Source organism: Chryseobacterium aurantiacum (genome assembly GCF_003020585.1).
Lineage (GTDB): Bacteria > Bacteroidota > Bacteroidia > Flavobacteriales > Weeksellaceae > Chryseobacterium > Chryseobacterium aurantiacum.
This window is the reverse complement of record NZ_PXUE01000004.1, coordinates 346,040-366,631: the sequence shown is the minus strand read 5'-3', so window position 1 is coordinate 366,631 and position 20,592 is coordinate 346,040. Positions and strand designations below refer to the sequence as shown.

Here is a 20,592-nt window from a genome sequence, read left to right as displayed (position 1 = left end):
TCTTAACCAATCCTTACACTTGTCATACTAAGAGAACCACCAATAAGTTCATCATTAAATAAGGTGAGTTCTTCGGACTGATCCTTCAATCCTAAAGTATAAAGTAATGGCAGATAATGATCCGGTGTAGGAATAGCATATTGCAAGGATGTTCCCTGTTTCTGATAATCAATAATATGCTGGAAATCACCATCCAAAAGCCAGTTGTTGGTTTTCTCTCTGGCTTCTATAGCCCAGTCCCAGCCAGCGCCTACCGTATTGATGTTTTTCCAGTCGATTAAACGTAGATTATGAACAATATTTCCACTTCCGATGATCAGAATACCCTTTTCACGAAGCTTGTTCAGTCTTTTTGCCAGATCATAATGATACTGCGAGGGCTTTGTATAATCAATGCTTAACTGGATTACCGGAATATCTGCATCTGGATACATATGTTTGATGACAGACCACGCTCCATGATCAAGGCCCCAGTTATGATCTTCTTCCACATCTATAGGAAGCAAAAGTTCAGCTGTTTCCCTGGCTAGTTCAGGATTTCCGGGAGCAGGATATTGCACATCAAACAATTCCTTAGGAAAACCATAAAAATCATGAATCGTTTTAGGCATTTCCATAGCTGTCACAAAAGTTCCCTCCGTATACCAATGTGCAGAAATACAAAGGATGACATTCGGTTTTGGAATTTCACTTGCTGCTTTTCGAAATCCCTGTACAAACTGATTTTCTTCAATGGCATTCATGGGAGAACCATGTCCAAGGAATAAAACCGGCATTCTTTGAGTATTTTTAAAGCTCTCGCTTATGTTTTGCAGATCGTTGAGATTCATAAATAGCTTTATTAATAAAAAAATAAAAGGTTCAAGGTTTTAGTAAAAAATCCCTGAACCTTTCAAAAAGTATGTTACAAATTATACTTGTTTTACAAACTGTAATTCGCCAGCAATTTTCACATCATCACTTACCATTACACCTCCTGCTTCAAGAGCTGCATTCCAGTTAAGCCCAAAGTCTTTTCTGCTAATTTTCCCTTCAAAAGAGAAACCTGCCTTTGTATTCCCCCATGGGTCTACATTAATTCCTCCGAAATCAACATCCAATGTTACTGGTTTTGTAATCCCGTTAATGGTAAGGTTTCCTACCACCTCATTGTTTAATTTCAGAGACTCAAAAGTGATTGTTGGGTGAGCTTCAGCATTGAAGAACTCTGCAGACTTTAAATGATTATCTCTGTCTGTATTATTAGTGAATACAGAATCTGTCTGAATGGTTGCAGTAGTTTTTGCATTTGCAAAAAATTCATCTTCAGCTTCAATTTCAGCAGTGAAAGTTCTGAAGCTTCCTTTTACATTAGAAATCATCATGTGTTTTACTTTGAATGTAATTTCACTATGCGTAGGGTCTAGGTTCCATTTTGTTGCCATTGTATTTTGTATTTTTTGTTATTATTAATGATGCAAATTTAGAACAGAGAGAGTATACAAGTCATTGATATAGGATAAGAAATGCATGTATGCTTCAAATTCCATCCAATTTTAAGCTTTTTATTCACTTTTTCCTGTTATCCATTGATCTTTTTAGGCCAATTTTGAATCTGTGTGTCCGTCTAATAATCCTCATAAATTCTAGTATTAAGGTAAGAAATAATTTTTATCAATACATTAATCCTATTTTATGAATGTTTTATTTTAACGTTTCTTAACGGATGATTTTTATTTCTTATTTTTGATGGATTCAATTTTATACAATGAAATTACATAAATTTTCTTTATTGATGCTTGTTGTGGGTAGTTCAGCATTTGCCCAAACACAGAAATTTACGATGGCGGAGGCTGTAAATGGAATGAGAACCAATCTTGCCGTGAAAAATATTTCACAATTTTCATGGTCTACAGACGGGAAATCTTACATCCAGGCAGTAAAAGGTGGATATCTGGCAACAGATTTAAAAACAAATAAACAGGACACTCTGGTATCCCTGACGCAACTGAACAGGCAGTTTACAAACGATAAACTGAAAGCTGTTCCATCTATCAGATTTACGGGAACATCCAATGGATATTTCAATACAGGCGGTAAAATGTTCTGGATAGAAAAATCAGGAACCGACTGGAAAGTAAAGAATTCTGTGGCTGTAGATCAGGACGCTGCCAATGTGAAAATGTTTGGTGACGGGCAGACTTTTGCCTTTACAGCAAAGAATAATTTATTTGTAAATAAAAACGGAAAAACCATTGCAGTAACCAATGAAACCAATGAGAATATAATCAGTGGTCAGGCCGTTCACAGAAATGAATTCGGAATTGATACAGGAATTTTCCCTGCTCCAAATTCTGAAAGTGTAGCGTTCTATAAAATGGATCAGACAATGGTTGCAGATTACCCAATTATTGACTGGTCTGTAACGCCAGCCGTTAACCATAACATGAAGTACCCAATGGCAGGGCAAGCTTCACATCAGGTAACATTAGGGGTTTTTAATATCAAAACTCAGGCAACAACTTTTCTGAAGGTTGAAGGGGAAAAAGATCAGTATTTAACAGCTATCACGTGGAGTCCTGATTCAAAGTACATCTTTGTAGGAGTATTAAACAGAGGTCAGAATCACATGAAGATGAATCAATATGATGCTGCTACCGGAACATTGGTGAAGACATTATTTGAAGAAACAGACAGTAAATATGTTGAGCCACAACACCCGCTTACATTCTTCCCAAATTCAAACACCGATTTCATCTGGCAGAGTCAGAGAACAGGGTACAATCATTTATTCCATTATAATCTTGATAAAGGATTGGTTGCTCAGATTACAAAAGGAGACTGGTTGGTAACCGATATCTTAGGATTTAATGATAAGAAAAAGGAAATTTTCTTTACTTCAACAAAAGAAACTCCTTTGGAAAGACATTTATATAAAATCAACTGGACGAATTTTAAAATGCAGAGGCTAGACAACAGTGAGGGTATGCATACAGGAGTTCTAAGCAGTGACGGAAACTATTTATATGATGCTTACAGTAATGCAAATTCTCCGAGAGTAGGGAATATCATTAATACAGCCAATTTAAAATCCACAAATATCCTTACCTCTGAAAATCCATTGAAGAACTATCAGAGACCTGAAATTAAAAATGTAGAATTAAAAGCTGACGATGGAACTCCATTATATGGTAAAGTGATTCTACCGACTAATTTTGATCCTAATAAAAAATATCCAACCATTGTTTATCTGTATAACGGGCCGCATTTACAGTTAATCACGAATAGCTTCCCGGCTTCTGGAAATCTTTGGTATGAATATATGGCTCAAAACGGATACATCATCTTTACAATGGATGGTAGAGGGTCTTCCAACCGTGGGATGAAATTTGAACAGGCTGTTTTCAGAAATCTGGGAACAACAGAAATGAACGACCAGATGAAAGGAGTAGACTACCTGAAATCTCTTCCATATGTAGATGCAGAAAGAATGGGAATCCACGGATGGAGTTTCGGAGGATTTATGACAACAAGCTTTATGCTTCGTAAGCCTGATGTATTTAAGGTAGGTGTTGCCGGTGGACCGGTAATTGACTGGAGCATGTACGAGATTATGTACGGAGAAAGATACATGGATACTCCACAGGAAAATCCTCAAGGATACGCTGCTGCTAATCTTTTGGATAAAGTTCAGAACCTGAAAGGTAAATTATTGATGATTCACGGTGCACAAGATGATGTAGTGGTATGGCAACATTCCATAAAATTCATCAAATCAGCAGTGGATAATGGTGTTCAATTGGATTACTTTGCATATCCTGGACATCCGCATAATGTAATTGGAAAAGACAGAGTTCATCTGATGCAGAAAATCACAGATTACTTTAATCTGTATCTGAAGAAATAATAATATAATCCAGTCTATTTTAGGCTGGATTTTTTGTTGTTGCTAATCTTTTTGGAAAAGGAAAAGACGTAAAATTATTAAATAGGTTATGTTGTAAGGATTATAAAAACCAATTCTTCCTGAAAATCTTCGACTTTCTTGCGCCTTAAAACAGTGTAAAGATAAAAAGCCTTGCGTCTTCGCGTTTTCCAACAAAAAGTATCATTTATATAAAACAGTATTTCCGATCTTAACAAACATCAATGTTTTTGATTTTTCATAGTGGTAATTTTGTATGACTAAAATCAACAATATGGAATTAGGAATAGGAATGTTCGGAGATTTGGCTTTAGACCAATCTACCGGAAAATATAGAGATGCAGGAACCAAGATTCATGAAATATTGGAACAGGTAAAATTAATGGATGAGGTGGGTATTGATGTTTTTGCGATGGGAGAACATCACCGTCCGGATTATGCAGTTTCATCCCCTGAAATGGTATTGGCAGCAGCAGCAAGCATTACAAAAAATATAAAACTGGCAAGCGGTGTTACAGTATTAAGTTCATCAGAACCTGTAAAAGTTTATGAAGATTTTTCAACACTGGATCTCATTTCCAACGGAAGAGCAGAAATATTTGTAGGACGTGGAAGCTTTATTGAATCATTTCCATTGTATGGTTATTCATTAAACGATTATGAAGCTCTTTTTGATGAAAAACTGGAGTTGTTATTAAAAATCAATACTGAAGAAAACGTAACCTGGTCAGGAAAACTTCGTGCACGCATGGAAAACCAAACTGTTTACCCAAGAGCAAAAAACAACGGTAAAATTTCTATTTGGAGAGCTGTTGGAGGAACTCCGCAATCGGTCCTAAGTGCAGCACAATTGGGAATGCCTTTAGTGGTAGCAATCATTGGTGGAATGCCAATTCAGTTTAAGAATCTAATTGAATTTTATAAACAGGAATATCAAAAAGCAGGGCATGATGTTTCCAAAATGCAAATTGCCATTCACTCCCATACCTTTGTGAGTAATGATCAAAATGTGGTAGACGGATATTTTAATAACTACAAATCCCAGATGGATAGGATAGGAGCTTCCAGAGGTTGGGCTCCTTACACCAAAGCGCAGTATGATGGAGGAAGAAGTAAAGATGGTGCTTTATTTATTGGTAGTCCGGCCGAAGTAGCAGATAAAATTGCTTATATGAAAGAAATTTTCGGGATCACAAGATTTATCGGGCATATGGACATTGGTGATCCTGCTCATGATATCATGATGAAATCAATTGAGTTATTTGGGGACGAAGTAAAACCGATGATACAGGAATTATAAGAGAACCTGATATATTTATCAAAAGTCACAAAAGTTTTTACATCAAAGACCTTTGTGACTTTTGTAGTTTTAAAATAGATGTTTATACACGCTCAATTAAGCTTCCTCTTTCCTCATCCTTCACGATATTCAGGGCAGCAGGAATCTTTTCTTTAAGCTCTTCAACGTGAGAAATAATTCCCACAATTCTGTTTTCCTTCATCAGATTTGTAAGGGTTTCAAATACAATATTAACTGATTCGGTATCCTGCGTTCCGAAGCCTTCATCTATAAAAAAGAAATTCTTATCAGCCTGTGCATTAGACTGAACACTTTCTGCCAACGCCAGTGCCAGACTTAATGAAACCTGAAAGGCCTGTCCGCCCGAAAGTGTTTTTACACTTCTGCTTCTGCCTTCGTTGAGGTAATCAATGATCTCAAAGTCATTATTTTCATTAAGCTGAAGACTCAGTTGATTTCTCGTCATCCTGTGGAACCGGACATTGGCATGATCACACAATTGTCTCAGATAAATAGACGAAACATATTGTACAAAACCGGCTCCCTTGAATAGATTCATCATCAGCTTCAGATTTTCGGAACGTTTTTGAAGTTTTGCAAGATCTTTCAGCAAGTCTTCTTTTTTCTTGAATTCCTTTTCCAGACGCTCTTTTTCAGCGGTCATGGTGACAACGGAATCATTGATTTTCTTCAATTCAGTTTGAGTTTCGCCAAACTGTTTTTCAACCAAAGAGAAATGCTCACCATCAAAAGACAATCCTTTAAGTTTCAATTCCAGGCTTTCAATCATTTTCTTCAAGGCTTCAAAATCAATTTTAAACTGTTGAATTTTAGCTCTCACTTCCTGAATATTAATTTCCTCCTGAAGAAGATGTTCAACTTCCTTAAAATCTGTAAAGTTTTGTTCATTTAAAGCTTTACCTATAGCATTCTGATTGGTAGAAACCTCTTTTTCAAGTTCTGTAATCTGTTTTTCTGATTGGCTGACAATGGCTTTTTGCTCTGCAAGTTTAGGAGCAAGATCTTTTTCCTGTTGAGAAGCCTTTTGATAATGTTGCTCCGTTTCAGTATTGGCTTGGGCCAACTTTTGATAAGCTTCTTCAATTTCCGCTACAGCTTTTTGTTCATAGGTATTCCATTCCAGAATTTTCAGATTAGAACGGCTGATATTAATCTGCTCTTGTTTTGTTACCTCCTCAAGCTTGAAAGTTTCTAAAGCGTTTTTATATTTTTCTAAAACCTTGTTCTCCTTTTCTAAAGTTTCACGTTCCAGGGCAATACTCTTGTCAATCTCTTCGATCTTTTTTTCCAGAGCAAATGAATCTGAACGTTTTTTCTCAAAATCATTCTCCTGATCCGGGCTGAATTGTTTCCAGATAAAACGCTGAATATGTTCTTCAATATCCTTTTGGATCTGATGTAGGCTTTTTTGTTCTGCCAAAAGCTGTTCCTCAAAAATCTTTCTCTTATCAAGAATTTTTTCAATTTCAGTTTCCTGCTGTTGAATTTTCAGGATTTCTTTTTCAATACCTAATATTTTCTCCTGAATTTCCTGTAGTTCAGTATTTACATCATGAAACTCCACAATATGAGGGTGTTCCTGAGAACCACAAAGCGGACAGGCCTCACCATCATGAAGTTCACTGGCAAAGCGGGAAAGTTCCTTTTGAATTTTTAAATGATCCAGCTTCTGAGAAAATTCCTTTTTATTGACCTCCAGTGTTTGTTTTCTCACATTGAAATCTTCCCTAAAGTTTTCATGAAGTGAAAAGGGTTTTAATTCTTCAGAAATCAATTGTATCTGTTTCTGATGCTTTTCAATCTTTTCAACCTGATCCTGTTGTGATTTTTTGAAGCCCTTTTGTTGGATAAACCAGCTTCCCACATTGGAAAGGAGAGCAGAGTCAAGCCTTTGCCCTTTTAAAACATCAATACTCTTAGAAAGCTCCGTAATCCTTTTTTGAATAACCTCCCTATGAGCATCTACTTCAGCAACTTTCTCAGAACCTTTTTGAGTTCTGTCATTAAGGATCTTAATTTCCTCAGAAAACTTCAAAATCTGTACGATAAGATTCAGATCGTTTTCCTGTATTCTGTACTGTTCCAATGCCTTGAACTTGGGTTCCAAAGCAGTAAGCTGTTCCTTTACAGTATTAAAGACAATTTCAGTCTCCTGTAAAGCTTTTATTTGAATTTCTCTTTCACTTCTTTTTTCAGTAATTCCTTTTGAAAGTCTGTTTTTCTCAATAATTAGAGGATTGAAAATTCTGAAAGTACGGTCATATAACTCAGCTTGGGCTTCCAAGGCATCTATTTGAGGTTTTTGCTCAGAGAGTTTATTGAATTTTTCTTTATTTTGGCTTAAACTTTCAAAGTCAGTTTTTAAGTTTTTTAACTGTTGATAAGTCTGGGAAACCTTTTCGAAATTTTCATTTATTTGATTCAGTTTTTTTTGTTCCTCTACCAAAAGTTCTTTCTGAAGCTGAATTTTCTCTTCATTTATTTCTTCAAAACCTTTTAACTGTCCTTCCAGCTGATCCAGCTCGGATCTGTTTCTTGCATGTAAAGCTGAAACATTATTCTGAAGATCAAATTTCTGAAGATTAAAGATCTCCTTCATCATATTGGTTCTGTCTGCAGCACCCAATTCAAGGAACTCTTTGAACTGACCTTGCGGGATAATAATGGTTCTTTTGAAGTTGGAATAGCTTAAACCAATTATAGTTTCCGCATTGGAATGATCCAGGGGAATCCATTTCCCATCAATATTCTCATAGAATGTAACCGAGTAAGGTTTTACATCCTCAAATTTTTTAGAATTTCTTCTAAAATCTCTGGTAGCGCGAAACAGCTTATTTTCATAATTAATAAAATCAAATTCGATATAAGAGCTGTTTGATTTTAAATTCATCATGTTGTAAGCCCTTTTATCACGCATATTCAGACGTTCAGTTTCACCATATAAAACAAACGAAATAGCTTCAAGGACCGATGATTTTCCGGAGCCCACCGCACCAAAAATACCGAATAGCCCAGCATCCGTAAGATTTCTGAAATCAATTGTCTGGCGTTCCTGATAAGAATACAGACCTTCAATCGTTAGTTGAATAGGAATCATGGCTTAGGTATTTAAAATTTCGTTAAACAAATTCATTAATTCTTCATTGGCTTCCTGACCATTATTTTTCGATTTAAAATAATCCCTGAACAATATTTCTATATCCTGATTTAAATTAATTTCATGGTTTTGCTCCTCACCAGATTCCTGATTTTTCACTTTTGGGATCAGATGAACAATTCCATTATGGGACTGATAGATCAATTTTCTTTCATCGGCAGTTAAGAAAGTCTCACTCTCTAGGGTAAGTTCAATAAATGTATTCGGGTTTTCCTGCAGCCATTGAAGGGTCTCTTCCACCGAGGTAAAGGTTTTTCTTATCAATGCTCTTCCATTTTTTAAGGCAATCTTCTCATAAGAAACTGCTTCTCCTGGTTCTGCATGGATTATAGAAATATATTTCGTCTGTCCGGCTTCACTAAAGCTGTAGCATAGGGGTGAGGATGAATAAATGACAGGCTTTTCCTTTGTACCGATATTTTGAAAGCCATGCAGATGTCCTAAAGCAGTATATTGAATCTGTTCGGGAATACTGTCTGAATAAATAAGATCGGCATTTCCAATTTTAATGGGTTTTTCACCCTCGGGTTCCTCCAGTATGGCACTTCCTTTCTTGTTCATGTAAAGATGTGCCATAAGAAGGTTGACTCCGGCTTCATCACAAAATTGATCTGCAAGGTTTTTCCAGGTTTGAGAAAGTACGTTGTTGATCTCCTCCTCCTTGTTTTCTCCAAAATATTCTTTTAAACGGATTTCATTAGCATAGGGAGTGTGAAGTATTCTTAAAGGAAAACCCATATTTTTGATCTCCATTTCTATAAACCCCTCTTTTGAATTTATAATTTTAAAATATTCAGTTCCAAAAGGAATAATCTCTGCCTTTGGATGTCCTATCAAAATAATTCCGCATTCCCTGGCCAAAGGATCAGGTGCATTGATGAGGTTGGGAGAATCATGATTTCCGGAAATAGCAATCACGGGACGTTGACCGTTTTTGGATAACCGTTTTAGGGTTTTATAAAAAAGCTCAACAGCTTCAACGGCCGGATTAAAATTATCAAAAAGATCGCCGGCAATAAGAATAAGGTCAACATTTTCTTCATCAGCAATCACAATAATCTCTTCCAGTACTGAAACCTGCTCTTCCAGTCGGGAAAAACGATCCAGTTTTTTTCCTAAATGCCAGTCGGCGGTATGCAGAATTTTCATAAAAAGTTGATCATTGTTTATTATCGCTTTCTTTTGCTTTAAAATCTTCCAGAATCTGTTTTAAACGTACTTTCCTTTCTGCTTCTGCATTTTGTATTTTACGTTTTTTCTGGTCAATTTGCTTCTTGTTTTTTTTTCTGTTTGCGTCGTTATTTTTGCTCATATTGGTTTGTAACGAATAATTTTTTACTAGTAAAAATAGCTTCATCAAAAATAAGAAACAAAAACACAAGGTTGAACATATATTAATCATTCAATTTATAACCAGAATAAATCTTTTCCAGGTAGAATTATTTTATTAGTATTTTTGATGAAAATTAATATCCATGAAATTTTTTTTAACATTTTTATTTGCACTGTTAGGTGTATGCATCAATGCTCAGAACCTTGAAAAACTATCAGAGAAAGTAACAGAAGAAGGTATTGCATTGTATCGTAGTGAAATGGCAAGTTGGTACGGAACGGATGTAGTAAGAGAAAATTATAAAAACATGGAAAATATAGGAGGGTATTTTTCATATTTAGACGATGTTCCTAAATGTATTTTCTTCTCCAAACAAAATAAAGTGATTGCAACAATTTCTTTTCCTACCAATTATGATCCTAAAAATGCAAAAGTAGATTTGTCAGAAAGAGATTTTACTCCCGTTGAGACGGATTATTTTACAATCAGACAGAATGCCCTTACCAGAATAAACAATGATACGATTTTTAATCGTTATAATAATACAAACTTTAATTTGGTACCTATTATTAAGAAGAACTCTAAAAAGGTATATGTTTTAACTGGAGCTTCTGTAAATAATGTAGTAATTTTTGGAAATGACTATCTATTGACTTTTAATAATAAGAATGAAGTAGAAAGTGTTGAAAAATTACATAAAGGAATAATTGTACATAATATAGGTGATGGTACTATGGGAGCAGATGCAGGTGGAGTACATTCACATGTTTTGGATAACTGGCAGCAAATTACTCCAACTGATATTTGTACACTTATGTTATATCAAAAACATACTGGATGGGAAACATATACCACGGTTTCTAAAAAATATGCGAGTATATGGAACAATAAATCTAATAAGGCATTTATAATGAAAACTAAAAACTTTAAGAAGATAGCAAATTATCAATTGGAGAAAAATAAAAAATCAGAAAATAAAGATACTCAAGATTCAAATAAATAAAGATTAATAATGGAACAACAGTCCAAAGATCCTCTACACGGAAAAAGACTCGATGCCATCCTTGAAGAATTGGTAGAATACTACGAAGGATTTGAGAAACTGGGCGAGCAAATTAATATCAAATGTTTCACAGACAACCCAAGTATCAATTCGTCATTGAAGTTTTTACGAAAAACAGACTGGGCAAGAGCGAAAGTTGAAAGTTTGTATCTGTATGTTTTAAGGCAGAAAAAACGAGATGAAAAAAAACATTAGAAATTAGAAATCAGGGTATTGCTTAATATTTTTCTTTTAGCTTTTTCCTTCTAATCAATAATTTCAAAAATCATTATATTTGTATCATTAATCGTAAAAAACATTACGACAAAAAAAAGAAAATATGACAATTGAAAACAATCACGTTGTAGCTGTAAAGTATATCCTTCACACAATTGAAGCAGATGGAAGTAAAGTTCTTGTAGAAGAAACAACAGCTGAAAATCCATTCACATTTTTATATGGTGTAGGAATGATGATTCCAAAGTTTGAACAAAATATCCATGGTTTGAAAACTGGTGATAAAGTAGATTTTATTATTCAACCTGAAGAAGCTTATGGTGAAAGACAACCAGATGCTATGACGCAATTGCCGATTGATATGTTTAAGGAATCAGGAATTCCTCCAATCGGAGCTATTTTACCTTTATCTGATAATGAGGGTAATAACTTCCAGGCATTTGTGGTAGAAGTAACTCCAGAATTTGTAGTAGCAGACTTCAATCACCCAATGGCAGGTAAAGTTTTAGACTTCCAGGTAGAAGTTTTAAACACACGTCCAGCGACAGAAGAAGAATTGTCACACGGTCATTCTCACGGAATTGACGGTACAGACGCTCACTAAAAAATAATATAAATGTCCGATTCTTTCGGACATTTTTTGTAATATCAATTGTTCTTATACATTTTAAGACAAAAAATAAACCACAGAAGTTCTGTGGTTTATTTTTTTATAAGGTTATCATAAAAATGCAGGAAGTGGTGTATACGTATTATTCCGCATCATATTCCGTAACGTCAATGAATGTAAGAAACCATTTTGCTCCAATCTTGGTCATAATAAAACGAAATCCGTTGATAGGCGCCTTTTCCTTACTATTTTCTGCAAGGGTTACTCCAACCACATTTTCAGGATTAGAATTGATCTTAAAAATTTCCTGATCCTTTATGGAATACTGAGATAAAAAATGGTCAGCATAATCATTCACTGCATTAGAGCTGAACTGAACAAATAATCCTTCTTTTATCCACTTTTTATTCTTCAGGTCATATGCAAAATTAGTATCAAACTGTATTGGAAATTGATTTCTGATGTTCCATGATTTTTGAATGTACCCCAAAGACATATTGAAGTCCATATCTTCATTTAAAACAAAGCCCAGATCACCACCACTTTTGTAAAGGACGCCTAAGCCATATGTTTTATCTACATATTTGTTGATAAGATCTCCGTTTTTAGTCTGGAAACCCTTTAAAATATCAGTAACAGCCTGAGAAATTTGTTTTTTGTCATCAGCAGTTTGTGCACTCACGAAACTAAAGCTGCAGAATAGCAGCAATAATGTATAAATAATGTTCTTTTTCATCATATTAATCTAAAAATTCACCTGAAACATAGTACCAGCGTTCATGCATTTTCTGGAAAATAGAAAATTCGTGGTGGAGCTGTGGATGCCCGTCCTGATCTGTATAATAAGCTTTAAATTCTACCTGGTTTAGGGCAGGGGTCCGGACGATTTCCAGTTTTGTCCATTCATTGATTTCTCCCCACTCCTGAAGATCGTGTTTATTGTGAAGTTTTCGTTTTCCGGGAAGCGTAGTTTCCATCAAATATTCACCATTGGGAATTGCAAAAGCAGAGAATCTGGAACGCATTAAGGCTTCTGCGGTGGGAGCGTGTTTTTCTCCTGTGTGGTAAGGCTTACAACATTCTTCGTAGGGTTTTCCTGAACAGCAGGGACAATTCATCTTTTTTATTTAAAATTTTGGTCCACAAAAATAGTGATTATCAATAGAAACAGGCTTTAACCTATTTGAAAATAAATAAAATTTTTAACCCAAACTTTTTCTTTGTAGATTTTTTTATTCAATCCACATTATCACGGAATTACCATGGATACATAAAAAAAGAAGCACCCTTAAAAGAATGCTTCTGATTGAATTATTTTATAAAACCTCTGTTTCTTAATAAAGGTTTGATATCCGGATCATGTCCTGTGAAATCTCTGAATGCCTGATTAAGGTCCACGGAATTTCCTACAGAAAGAATATATTTTCTGAAACGGTCACCATTTTCTCTTGTTAAACCACCGTTATTTTTAATCCATTCCCATGCATCATTATCCAATGTTTCAGACCATAGATAAGCGTAATATCCTGCAGAATATCCACCTCCCCAAATATGAGCAAAATAAGGAGTGTGATATCTTGGAGGAACTGTCGCTAGTGTGAATCCATGATTAGTCAAAGATTGTTTTTCAAAGTCCAAAACAGGAATCAATTGACTTTCATTCGTTACAGAATGCCAATCCATATCCAATGCTGCAGCAGAAATTAATTCTGTAGTCATATAACCTTGGTTAAAAGTTGCCGCTTTTTTAATTTTTTCTACTAAAGCTTGTGGAATAGGTTGTTTTGTTTCGTAATGAACTGCATAATTTTTCATAACCACAGGATCTAACGCCCAGTGCTCATTAATCTGAGATGGAAATTCCACAAAGTCTCTAGGTACATTAGTTCCTGAAAGGGATGGATATTTCTGGCTTGCAAACATTCCGTGGATGGAGTGACCAAATTCATGGAAAATGGTTGAAACGTCATCATAGCTAATTAAAGACGGTTTTCCAGGAGCTGGTTTCTGATAATTATAACAGTTTACAATTACAGGTTTTGTTCCCATTAGATAAGATTGCTCAACGAAGTTACTCATCCATGCCCCTCCGTTTTTAGAATCTCTTGTATAGAAATCCAGATAATAGATGGCAATAGATTTTCCATCATGATCGAAAACTTCATAGGTAACTACATCAGGATGGTAAACAGGAAGATCGGTTCTTTTCTTGAACGTCAGCCCATAGAATTTTTCAGCAGCGAAGAAAACTCCTTTTTCCAGAACGGTAGTAATTTCAAAGTAGGGTTTTATTTCGCTTTCATCTAGATCAAATTTTGCTTTTCTTACTTGCTCAGCATAGAAGTTCCAGTCCCAAGGCTCTACCTTGAAACCTCCTTTTTGTTGATCAATAAGATTCTGGATATCCTGTGCTTCACGTTTAGCGGTTTCCACTGCCGGAGTTGCTACCTGATTCATTAGTTTAGTAGCTGCTTCAGGAGTTTTTGCCATTTGGTCCTGAAGTTTCCATTCAGCAAAATTCTTTTTACCTAAGATCTGAGCTTTTTTAAGTCTAAGCTTAGCCAGTTTTTCGATGGTTTCTCTGGTATCGCTGGCATCTCCTTTTTCTGCTCTTGTCCATGAAGCTTTAAACAACTTTTCTCTGCTTGTTCTGTTTTTCAGGTTTTGTAAAAGAGGTTGTTGCGTCGTATTTTGTAGAGCAAGAAGATATTTTCCTGGTTGCCCTGCTGTTTTAGCGTCAGCTGCAGCCGCTGCAATTTCGTCTGCAGAAAGTCCGTCCAATTCTTTTGCATCAGAGAAGAATACGCCTCCTTGCTTTCTTGCTTCCAATAATTTATTGGCATATTGAGTAGAAAGGGAAGCCAGTTCCTGATTGAGCTGTTTTAGTTTTTCTTTATCTGCTGCAGAAAGATTAGCTCCTGCAATTTCAAAGTTTTGTTTATAGTATTGTACTAATCTTTTGCTTTCAGAATCAAGACCATCTTCTTTGATGGATTTAATTCTTTTATAAAGGTTTTCATTCAGGTACATTTTATCAGAATGACCTGCAAAAATAGGAGCATATTCTTCATCCAAGGCCTGTAAAGTAGGGTTGGTATTGGCACTTGTCAAATTAGAAAAGACAATTTGTGTTCTTCTCAATACTTCTCCACTTTTTTCCAATGCTACGATTGTGTTTTCAAAAGTAGGAGCTGCAGGATTGTTGGCAATTTTTTCAATTTCAGCAGAGTGCTGTTTTAAGCCAAAATCAAAAGCAGGTTTGAAGTGTTCGTTTTTAATTTTATCAAACTCCGGAGTTTCATACTGAAGCTTGCTTTTCTTCATAAAAGGATTTGAAGATAAAGATGGATCAGGGGCAGGAAGTTCCTGTTGAGTATCGGTCTGTTTCATTGTAGTACAAGATTGATTGAACGCCAAGGCAGAAATTAATAATACCGATGAAATATTCTTCATAAAATAGTTGTTATTAAAGTATAAAGATATTAAAAACTTGCTTCACAGAAGATATTTTGCCTGATGTATTTAAGAAAATGGAGTAATGGTCATCTATTCCTAAATTCAAATTGTACAGAATTATGGTATTTCTCATACTAATGTAATATTTTTCATAATTTAGTTGTTATTAAATTATATATTAAAAAAATAACCTATAAAAGAAATAAATATGAAAAAAAGGACTCTTTTTATTTTATCCGCCTTAGTGGTATTAGCCTCATGCAATGAAAAGCATGAGAAAAAGAACAGAGAAAAAAGCGGCTGGGTAGAGAAGGTAATCAATACGGAAAGTGGGCCAATACAACAGAAAGAAGTCAATGGGGATTTTGATGAAATTCAGGTTTCCCAAGCTATAGATGCAGAAATTATAAAATCTGAAACAGAGAAAGTAGTAATCTCAGCACCTCAAAATATTATCAATGAAATTCTTGTAGACAATAATGGTGGAAAGCTTCATATTCACTATAAATCAGGAATCAGGGTGATGAATGTTCATAAGGTAACCGCTAAAATTTATACCAGGGATTTTACAAAGCTGATCGCTGAGTCAGCAGCAAGCATTCGTGTAAAAGACAAGTTCACTCAAGAGAAGACTACAGTTGAAGTATCAAGTGCAGGGAGTATTTCTGGAGATATGGAAGCTAACGAGTTTACTATTAATGCAGACAGCAGCAGTAACTTTAGCGGAAAAGTATGGGCTGTAAACCTGGGCATTGAATCTTCATCAGGATCAAGTATTGATATTTCAGGAAAAACCAAGAATGCAGATGTCAACTCCTCTTCAGGCAGTAGTATCTCAGCAAGAGATGTGATTGCAGATAATGTGGAAGCTGAAGCATCCAGTGGTGCAAGCATTCAGATAAGTGCTGTTTCTTCCGTGAGAGCCGAAGCATCTTCAGGAGGAAGTGTAGATATCACCAAAAAAGGAGAACTTAAAAATATCACCAAGGATGAAAGCAGTGGCGGAAGTGTAAATATTCAATAAATTAATCTTGGGATTCTTCCTCATCTTCTTCATTAGATGGGGATTCTTCCCAATTTTTATTATCAAAATTAAGGTTATCATAAGCCAATAATTCCTCCTCACGCTGGAGGATTTCTTTTGTGGTAAATAAAGCAATATCATTATCTTCCTTTGTTTTTGCCAGCTTTCTGATAGATGCTCTGTCTATGGCCATAAATCTCTGCCCAAGTCGTCTTGCTGCATATTTTCTCATACCGGTCTCATGAAGCACATCCACGGCCATATCCACGGCAGTTCCTAACGTTTCTCTATAGATATGGTTGATGCCGTTGTTCAGGTATTCATAGGCATCAATTCTGTTTTTCGCTCTTACAAATATCTTTACATCAGGATAATGCTCACGAACAAGTTCTGCTATAAACATATTATCTCCGGAATCATCAAGACATAAAACCAAAATTTCTGCATCTTCAATCCCGGCAGCCCTTAAAATGGGGATTCTTGTGGCATCACCATAATAAACCTTAAAACCATAGCTTCTCAATAACTTCACACGATCCGAGTCTCTGTCCAAAACTGTAGCTGAAATTTTATTAGCTTTTAAAAGACGTCCTACAGTACTTCCAAAATGCCCAAAACCTACAATAATGATTTTCTTTTGGCTTACATCGCTATCCAGAATATTATAATCATTTTCTCCTTCAGGAATTTCCTTTATGAATTTTGAAGTAATAATTTTATCATTAATAATCAGAAGAATAGGAGTGACACACATCGTTATGGCAGTTACAGCCATCAGTTGTGCATTCAGTTCAGGGCCTAAAAGATAAAGGTCTGAAGCATAATTAATCAGTACAAAAGCAAATTCTCCTACCTGCGATAGGGCAAATGCATAGAACAGACTCTGCGGAGTATCTATTCTGAAAAATTTTCCGATAGCATATAAAACCACAAACTTTACAGCCAGCACTGCAAATACAGTACTAAAAATAAATAAGGGATCCTTTTGAATAATATTAAAATTAATAGTAGAACCAACACTGACGAAAAAAACAGCCAACAACAACCCCTTAAAAGGATTGATCTGCGCTTCAAGCTCATGTCTGAACTCGCTGTTGGCAAGCATTACCCCAGCAAGGAAAGCCCCTAATGCAGGAGATAAACCAATAACGATCATTAGTTCAGATACTCCAATAACTAAAAATAGGGAAGAAGCAGTGAGTAGTTCTGCCATCCCCGATTTTGAAACATAGCGCAGAAAAGGTACAAATACATACCTGCCCAGCAGGATCAATAAAGCAACTCCAAAAATGACGGTTCCGGCCTGAAGCCATTCCGGAAGTTTTTGTATCAGGATCTGAATTTCATTATCATGATGCTTCGCTTTGTAATTGGCAATAATGGGAAGTATAGCCAAAATAGGAATCACAGAAATATCCTGAAATAAAAGGGTAGAGAAAGAAGCTTCTCCAGCCGTTGTTTTAAAGTTATTTTTTTCCTGTAAAGTCTGTAATACAATTGCGGTGGAAGAAAGCGCGAAACACATCGCTACAGCAATAGCCTTGTCTAACCTCCATCCTACGCTAATGAATACTACAAATAATAATGATATCGTGAGAAGCATCTGAGTAAGTCCCAATCCCATTATTTTTTTTCGCATCTCCCAGAATTTCCGGGGCTCCAGTTCCAGTCCTACAATAAATAAAAGCATAATGACTCCAAACTCGCTGGCGTGCATAATGTCATTCACATTATTTCCTGTAAGCCTGAGTACATAAGGACCAATAATGATTCCTCCTAAAATATAACCAATTACAGAACTTAATCCCAATTTTCTGGCCAGTGGAACCATAATAATGGCTACACCCAGAAAAAGTAGTGTGTTCATCGCTAAGCTAGACTCCATATGCTATTGATTGAGTAGTTCTGTAAACTCTTTTTTATGTAAAATAATATCTTTTTTAGACAATTTATTGGCTTCGTACACAATCTTGATGTGTTTGATGTCTGCCTTGAAAACCTTTAATGAAACAATCAATCCACTTATCAATTCATCAACCGAATATTGATAGGTTCCGTCTTTACTAAATGACCTTTCCTTTCCTCCGGTTGTTACCAGAATGTAGACTTCCTTATTTTCCAGTGGATTTACTTTTCCGGGTTGCAGCCAATCACGGTCAAAAACTTCATCTATCCACAATCTTAATAGGGGAGGCATTCCAAACCATATTAATGGGAATTGAAAGACAAATCGCTCATAGTTGGCCAAACGTTTTCTTTCTCTGAAAGCAGCAATATGAAAATCAGGATATTCTTCATAAAGATCTCGTAAGGTATAATGCTGGTGACGAACGTAGAAATTGATAAGCTCTACATTAGAATTGGAGTGCTCCAGGTAAGGGTGTGCAAATACAACCAACGTCTTCTTCATAATCCTGTTTTCAGTAAATATACTGAAAAAATATTGAATAAAAGATAGGTTTTGTATGGATTTATTAATTTTTTAATATGTGAAAGTTGATTTAATATTAATTAAAATCAAAGAAATGGTATTATTTTAAGTTTTTAAATAAAAAATCAGGTCATTGAGACCTGATCTGTTTTATATATGATTATAATTCTTGTAAGATTACCATCCGCCGGAAGCACCGCCACCGCCGAAACTTCCACCGCCTCCAAAGCCTCCAAAACCGCCGCCTCCGCCTCCGGAACTTCCACCACCAAAGCCTCCGCCTCCAAAGCTGCCAGGGAATGGGAAGAAGCCACCAGGGTAGTTTCTGCGTCCTTTGCGTGTAATGATAACATCATCATCGTCATCATAATTTCCACCGCCGCCACGTCCGCCGCCACGGTTACCGAAAAGAATAGCAATAATGATAAAAATAACAAAGGCTATAATGACAATTTTAAGAGCGCCTCCATCGCCGGAAGGAGCTGTAGTAGCTTCTGGTTTGAATTTCCCCTGAACAGCCTCCATGATTGCTGAGGTGCCACGATTAATACCATCATACCAAAGCCCTCTTTTAAAATTAGGAGTCACAATATAATCCAGAATCTGGCCTGCTACTGATGCCGTAAGATATTGCTCTACGGCTCTTCCCTGCTGAATAGACATTGTCCTGTCTTCTGTGGCTACAAGGAAGACCACTCCGTTATCTACTCCCTTTTTTCCGATTTTCCATTGCTGACCAAACATTGTGGCTAGAAAATTAACATCTTCTCCTTTGGTAGATTTGATGATAATAACCTCAATCTCTGTTGAGGTGGAATCTGCAAACTTAATCAGTTTGTTGTTAAGCGCATCTTTTTCCTGTTGAGAAAGAAGACCTGCTTCATCAAAAACAGGGTATAAAACGGCTGGTTTTTCGGGAATGGTATATTGTGCTGATACAAAAGTGTAAAAGCAAATCAATAGAAATGAAAATACTATTTTAAGAGAATGTAATTTCATTCGGGAGTTGGTTTGGGTTTTCTCCTTCTACAGGAAAATATTTCTTTAGTTCAATGCCTGTTTCCAGAATGGCACTTTGTAATGCCTTATAATAATTACCCTTTGCAAATTCAGCAGTGATATAGTCATGCAGGTGGTTCCAATAGGACTGATTTACTTTTTCATGAATTCCGGAATCCCCGATGATAGTCAGGTATTTCTGTTCGAAATTGATATAAAAAAGTACAGCATTTCTATCGGTTGTTTTGTTCATACAGAGTTCCCGGAAAACTTCAAATGCAGTTTTTGCAAGATTGCTTTCAGTGTTAGAGTCAATATGTACCCTGATCTCTCCTGTAGAGTGATCTTCTGCTGACTGAATCGCTTCCACAAGGGAAGCGATCTGTTGATTTGTAAGGTGATTACCCATTATTTGAATACTTCAGGTGCCTTTTGAGCTCCCGCTTCAGCTTTGAAATAAGGTTTTTCTTTAAAGTTGGTGAAATTCGCCAAAATATTATTTGGGAAAGTCTTAATAGAGGTGTTGTAAGTCTTTGCTGCATCATTATAATAAACAGTCTCTGTTCTGATGCTGTTTTCAATGGCCGTGTACTCTCTTTGGAAGTTAATATACTGCTGATCAGCTTTCAGATTAGGATAAGACTCTACTACAGCCATCAATCTGCTTAATGCTCCGGATAATTCTCCCTGTGCAGCCTGGAACTTTGCAATATCAGCATCGGTCATATTGGTAGGATCTACATTGATGGAAGTTGCTTTGGAACGTGCTTCTACAACCTGAGTTAAAGTTTCCTGCTCAAATTTTGAATAAGATTTTACTGTTCTTTCCAAATTAGGAATAAGATTCGCTCTTTTCTGGTATACAGTCTCTACGTTCGACCATTTTGCGTTAACCGTCTGTTCTTTGTCTACAAAGCTATTATATCCGCTTTTTCCCCAAAAGAATAGAACTGCAACAATAATAAGGAGGGCTATACCAATTGTTCCGGCGCCCAAACATCCTTTATTTTTCATAGTTTATTTTTTTTTAATTTTTTGTGCTAATCAAATATACAAATTATGTGCTAATTTTGTAAAA

General features: G+C 35.8%; 19 protein-coding genes. 6 read left to right on the top strand and 13 right to left on the bottom strand.

The window, feature by feature from the left end; genetic code table 11:
* Nucleotides 1-2: 2 nt before the first annotated feature.
* A complete protein-coding gene (gene ygiD, locus C7D53_RS16040; protein ID WP_106917416.1) occupies nucleotides 3-830 on the bottom strand; it encodes a 4,5-DOPA-extradiol-dioxygenase in 828 nt (275 codons plus the stop codon).
* 81 nt (nucleotides 831-911) lie between these two features.
* Entirely contained in the window at nucleotides 912-1,424 is a 513-nt protein-coding gene (locus C7D53_RS16035; protein WP_106917415.1) for a YceI family protein, read from the bottom strand.
* 323 nt (nucleotides 1,425-1,747) lie between these two features.
* Here C7D53_RS16035 and C7D53_RS16030 point away from each other — a divergent pair, with 323 nt between their 5' ends.
* Together C7D53_RS16030 and C7D53_RS16025 are read left to right on the top strand one after the other, a co-directional pair.
* Nucleotides 1,748-3,886 (top strand): S9 family peptidase, encoded by a 2,139-nt coding sequence (locus tag C7D53_RS16030; protein WP_106917414.1) that lies wholly within the window; start codon nucleotides 1,748-1,750, stop codon nucleotides 3,884-3,886.
* Nucleotides 3,887-4,178: 292 nt separating this feature from the next.
* The gene (locus tag C7D53_RS16025) at nucleotides 4,179-5,204 is read left to right on the top strand and encodes an LLM class flavin-dependent oxidoreductase (RefSeq protein ID WP_106917448.1); all 1,026 of its coding nucleotides are present in this window, start codon (nucleotides 4,179-4,181) and stop codon (nucleotides 5,202-5,204) included.
* Between the two features lie 82 nt (nucleotides 5,205-5,286).
* Here the strand turns inward: C7D53_RS16025 and C7D53_RS16020 are convergent, their stop codons facing one another.
* Genes C7D53_RS16020 through C7D53_RS21005 form a run of 3 tightly spaced genes read right to left on the bottom strand, consistent with a single transcriptional unit; the run spans nucleotide 5,287 to nucleotide 9,694 of the window.
* A complete protein-coding gene (locus tag C7D53_RS16020) occupies nucleotides 5,287-8,322 on the bottom strand; it encodes an SbcC/MukB-like Walker B domain-containing protein (protein ID WP_106917413.1) in 3,036 nt (1,011 codons plus the stop codon).
* A gap of 3 nt (nucleotides 8,323-8,325) precedes the next feature.
* Nucleotides 8,326-9,531: a metallophosphoesterase family protein gene (locus C7D53_RS16015; RefSeq protein WP_106917412.1), complete on the bottom strand. Its 1,206-nt coding sequence runs from the start codon at nucleotides 9,529-9,531 to the stop codon at nucleotides 8,326-8,328.
* 10 nt (nucleotides 9,532-9,541) lie between these two features.
* Nucleotides 9,542-9,694, bottom strand: a complete 153-nt coding sequence (locus C7D53_RS21005; RefSeq protein ID WP_162926203.1) for a hypothetical protein — start codon at nucleotides 9,692-9,694, stop codon at nucleotides 9,542-9,544.
* A gap of 163 nt (nucleotides 9,695-9,857) precedes the next feature.
* Here C7D53_RS21005 and C7D53_RS16010 point away from each other — a divergent pair, with 163 nt between their 5' ends.
* From C7D53_RS16010 to C7D53_RS16000, 3 genes are all read left to right on the top strand, one after another.
* Nucleotides 9,858-10,718, top strand: coding sequence for a hypothetical protein (locus tag C7D53_RS16010; RefSeq protein WP_185126708.1), 861 nt, complete (start codon nucleotides 9,858-9,860; stop codon nucleotides 10,716-10,718).
* Between the two features lie 9 nt (nucleotides 10,719-10,727).
* On the top strand, nucleotides 10,728-10,973 hold the full coding sequence (locus C7D53_RS16005; protein ID WP_106917411.1) for a VF530 family protein: 246 nt from the start codon (nucleotides 10,728-10,730) through the stop codon (nucleotides 10,971-10,973).
* A 124-nt stretch (nucleotides 10,974-11,097) separates the two neighbouring features.
* Nucleotides 11,098-11,598, top strand: a complete 501-nt coding sequence (locus C7D53_RS16000) for an FKBP-type peptidyl-prolyl cis-trans isomerase (protein ID WP_106917410.1) — start codon at nucleotides 11,098-11,100, stop codon at nucleotides 11,596-11,598.
* 148 nt (nucleotides 11,599-11,746) lie between these two features.
* Here the strand turns inward: C7D53_RS16000 and C7D53_RS15995 are convergent, their stop codons facing one another.
* From C7D53_RS15995 to C7D53_RS15985, 3 genes are all read right to left on the bottom strand, one after another.
* Nucleotides 11,747-12,340 carry a hypothetical protein gene (locus tag C7D53_RS15995; protein WP_162926202.1) on the bottom strand — a complete coding sequence of 198 codons (594 nt, stop codon included), beginning with the start codon at nucleotides 12,338-12,340 and terminating at the stop codon, nucleotides 11,747-11,749.
* A 4-nt stretch (nucleotides 12,341-12,344) separates the two neighbouring features.
* Complete coding sequence (locus tag C7D53_RS15990; RefSeq protein ID WP_106917408.1) at nucleotides 12,345-12,722, bottom strand: YchJ family protein; 378 nt, start codon at nucleotides 12,720-12,722, stop codon at nucleotides 12,345-12,347.
* A 193-nt stretch (nucleotides 12,723-12,915) separates the two neighbouring features.
* On the bottom strand, nucleotides 12,916-15,057 hold the full coding sequence (locus C7D53_RS15985; RefSeq protein WP_106917407.1) for a M3 family metallopeptidase: 2,142 nt from the start codon (nucleotides 15,055-15,057) through the stop codon (nucleotides 12,916-12,918).
* A gap of 211 nt (nucleotides 15,058-15,268) precedes the next feature.
* Here C7D53_RS15985 and C7D53_RS15980 point away from each other — a divergent pair, with 211 nt between their 5' ends.
* Nucleotides 15,269-16,084, top strand: a complete 816-nt coding sequence (locus C7D53_RS15980; protein ID WP_106917406.1) for a GIN domain-containing protein — start codon at nucleotides 15,269-15,271, stop codon at nucleotides 16,082-16,084.
* A gap of 1 nt (nucleotide 16,085) precedes the next feature.
* On the opposite strand, the gene C7D53_RS15975 is transcribed toward C7D53_RS15980, so the two are convergent.
* The 5 genes from C7D53_RS15975 to C7D53_RS15955 all read right to left on the bottom strand — a co-directional run bounded on the left by C7D53_RS15975 (nucleotide 16,086) and on the right by C7D53_RS15955 (nucleotide 20,528).
* Nucleotides 16,086-17,969, bottom strand: a complete 1,884-nt coding sequence (locus C7D53_RS15975) for a monovalent cation:proton antiporter-2 (CPA2) family protein (protein ID WP_106917405.1) — start codon at nucleotides 17,967-17,969, stop codon at nucleotides 16,086-16,088.
* Between the two features lie 3 nt (nucleotides 17,970-17,972).
* On the bottom strand, nucleotides 17,973-18,494 hold the full coding sequence (locus tag C7D53_RS15970) for an NAD(P)H-dependent oxidoreductase (RefSeq protein WP_076356123.1): 522 nt from the start codon (nucleotides 18,492-18,494) through the stop codon (nucleotides 17,973-17,975).
* Between the two features lie 198 nt (nucleotides 18,495-18,692).
* Nucleotides 18,693-19,514, bottom strand: a complete 822-nt coding sequence (locus tag C7D53_RS15965) for a TPM domain-containing protein (RefSeq protein ID WP_106917404.1) — start codon at nucleotides 19,512-19,514, stop codon at nucleotides 18,693-18,695.
* A complete protein-coding gene (locus C7D53_RS15960) occupies nucleotides 19,495-19,923 on the bottom strand; it encodes a TPM domain-containing protein (protein ID WP_185126707.1) in 429 nt (142 codons plus the stop codon). Before C7D53_RS15960 ends, C7D53_RS15965 begins: the two co-directional genes overlap by 20 nt.
* Nucleotides 19,923-20,528, bottom strand: coding sequence for a LemA family protein (locus tag C7D53_RS15955; protein WP_076356129.1), 606 nt, complete (start codon nucleotides 20,526-20,528; stop codon nucleotides 19,923-19,925). The genes C7D53_RS15960 and C7D53_RS15955 overlap by 1 nt, the downstream gene beginning before the upstream one ends.
* Nucleotides 20,529-20,592 lie beyond the last annotated feature (64 nt).

What these genes read in the sequence shown, in the direction of transcription:
- C7D53_RS16005 (WP_106917411.1), top strand. Translation starts at nt 10,728, where the DNA reads ATGGAACAACAGTCCAAAGATCCTCTACACGGAAAAAGACTCGATGCC.
- C7D53_RS16035 (WP_106917415.1), bottom strand. Translation starts at nt 1,424, where the DNA reads ATGGCAACAAAATGGAACCTAGACCCTACGCATAGTGAAATTACATTC.
- C7D53_RS15960 (WP_185126707.1), bottom strand. Translation starts at nt 19,923, where the DNA reads ATGGGTAATCACCTTACAAATCAACAGATCGCTTCCCTTGTGGAAGCG.
- C7D53_RS15980 (WP_106917406.1), top strand. Translation starts at nt 15,269, where the DNA reads ATGAAAAAAAGGACTCTTTTTATTTTATCCGCCTTAGTGGTATTAGCC.
- C7D53_RS15985 (WP_106917407.1), bottom strand. Translation starts at nt 15,057, where the DNA reads ATGAAGAATATTTCATCGGTATTATTAATTTCTGCCTTGGCGTTCAAT.
- C7D53_RS16025 (WP_106917448.1), top strand. Translation starts at nt 4,179, where the DNA reads ATGGAATTAGGAATAGGAATGTTCGGAGATTTGGCTTTAGACCAATCT.
- C7D53_RS16010 (WP_185126708.1), top strand. Translation starts at nt 9,858, where the DNA reads ATGAAATTTTTTTTAACATTTTTATTTGCACTGTTAGGTGTATGCATC.
- C7D53_RS16020 (WP_106917413.1), bottom strand. Translation starts at nt 8,322, where the DNA reads ATGATTCCTATTCAACTAACGATTGAAGGTCTGTATTCTTATCAGGAA.
- C7D53_RS16015 (WP_106917412.1), bottom strand. Translation starts at nt 9,531, where the DNA reads ATGAAAATTCTGCATACCGCCGACTGGCATTTAGGAAAAAAACTGGAT.
- C7D53_RS16000 (WP_106917410.1), top strand. Translation starts at nt 11,098, where the DNA reads ATGACAATTGAAAACAATCACGTTGTAGCTGTAAAGTATATCCTTCAC.
- C7D53_RS21005 (WP_162926203.1), bottom strand. Translation starts at nt 9,694, where the DNA reads ATGAGCAAAAATAACGACGCAAACAGAAAAAAAAACAAGAAGCAAATT.
- C7D53_RS15970 (WP_076356123.1), bottom strand. Translation starts at nt 18,494, where the DNA reads ATGAAGAAGACGTTGGTTGTATTTGCACACCCTTACCTGGAGCACTCC.
- C7D53_RS15965 (WP_106917404.1), bottom strand. Translation starts at nt 19,514, where the DNA reads ATGAAATTACATTCTCTTAAAATAGTATTTTCATTTCTATTGATTTGC.
- C7D53_RS16030 (WP_106917414.1), top strand. Translation starts at nt 1,748, where the DNA reads ATGAAATTACATAAATTTTCTTTATTGATGCTTGTTGTGGGTAGTTCA.
- ygiD (WP_106917416.1), bottom strand. Translation starts at nt 830, where the DNA reads ATGAATCTCAACGATCTGCAAAACATAAGCGAGAGCTTTAAAAATACT.
- C7D53_RS15975 (WP_106917405.1), bottom strand. Translation starts at nt 17,969, where the DNA reads ATGGAGTCTAGCTTAGCGATGAACACACTACTTTTTCTGGGTGTAGCC.
- C7D53_RS15955 (WP_076356129.1), bottom strand. Translation starts at nt 20,528, where the DNA reads ATGAAAAATAAAGGATGTTTGGGCGCCGGAACAATTGGTATAGCCCTC.
- C7D53_RS15990 (WP_106917408.1), bottom strand. Translation starts at nt 12,722, where the DNA reads ATGAATTGTCCCTGCTGTTCAGGAAAACCCTACGAAGAATGTTGTAAG.
- C7D53_RS15995 (WP_162926202.1), bottom strand. Translation starts at nt 12,340, where the DNA reads ATGAAAAAGAACATTATTTATACATTATTGCTGCTATTCTGCAGCTTT.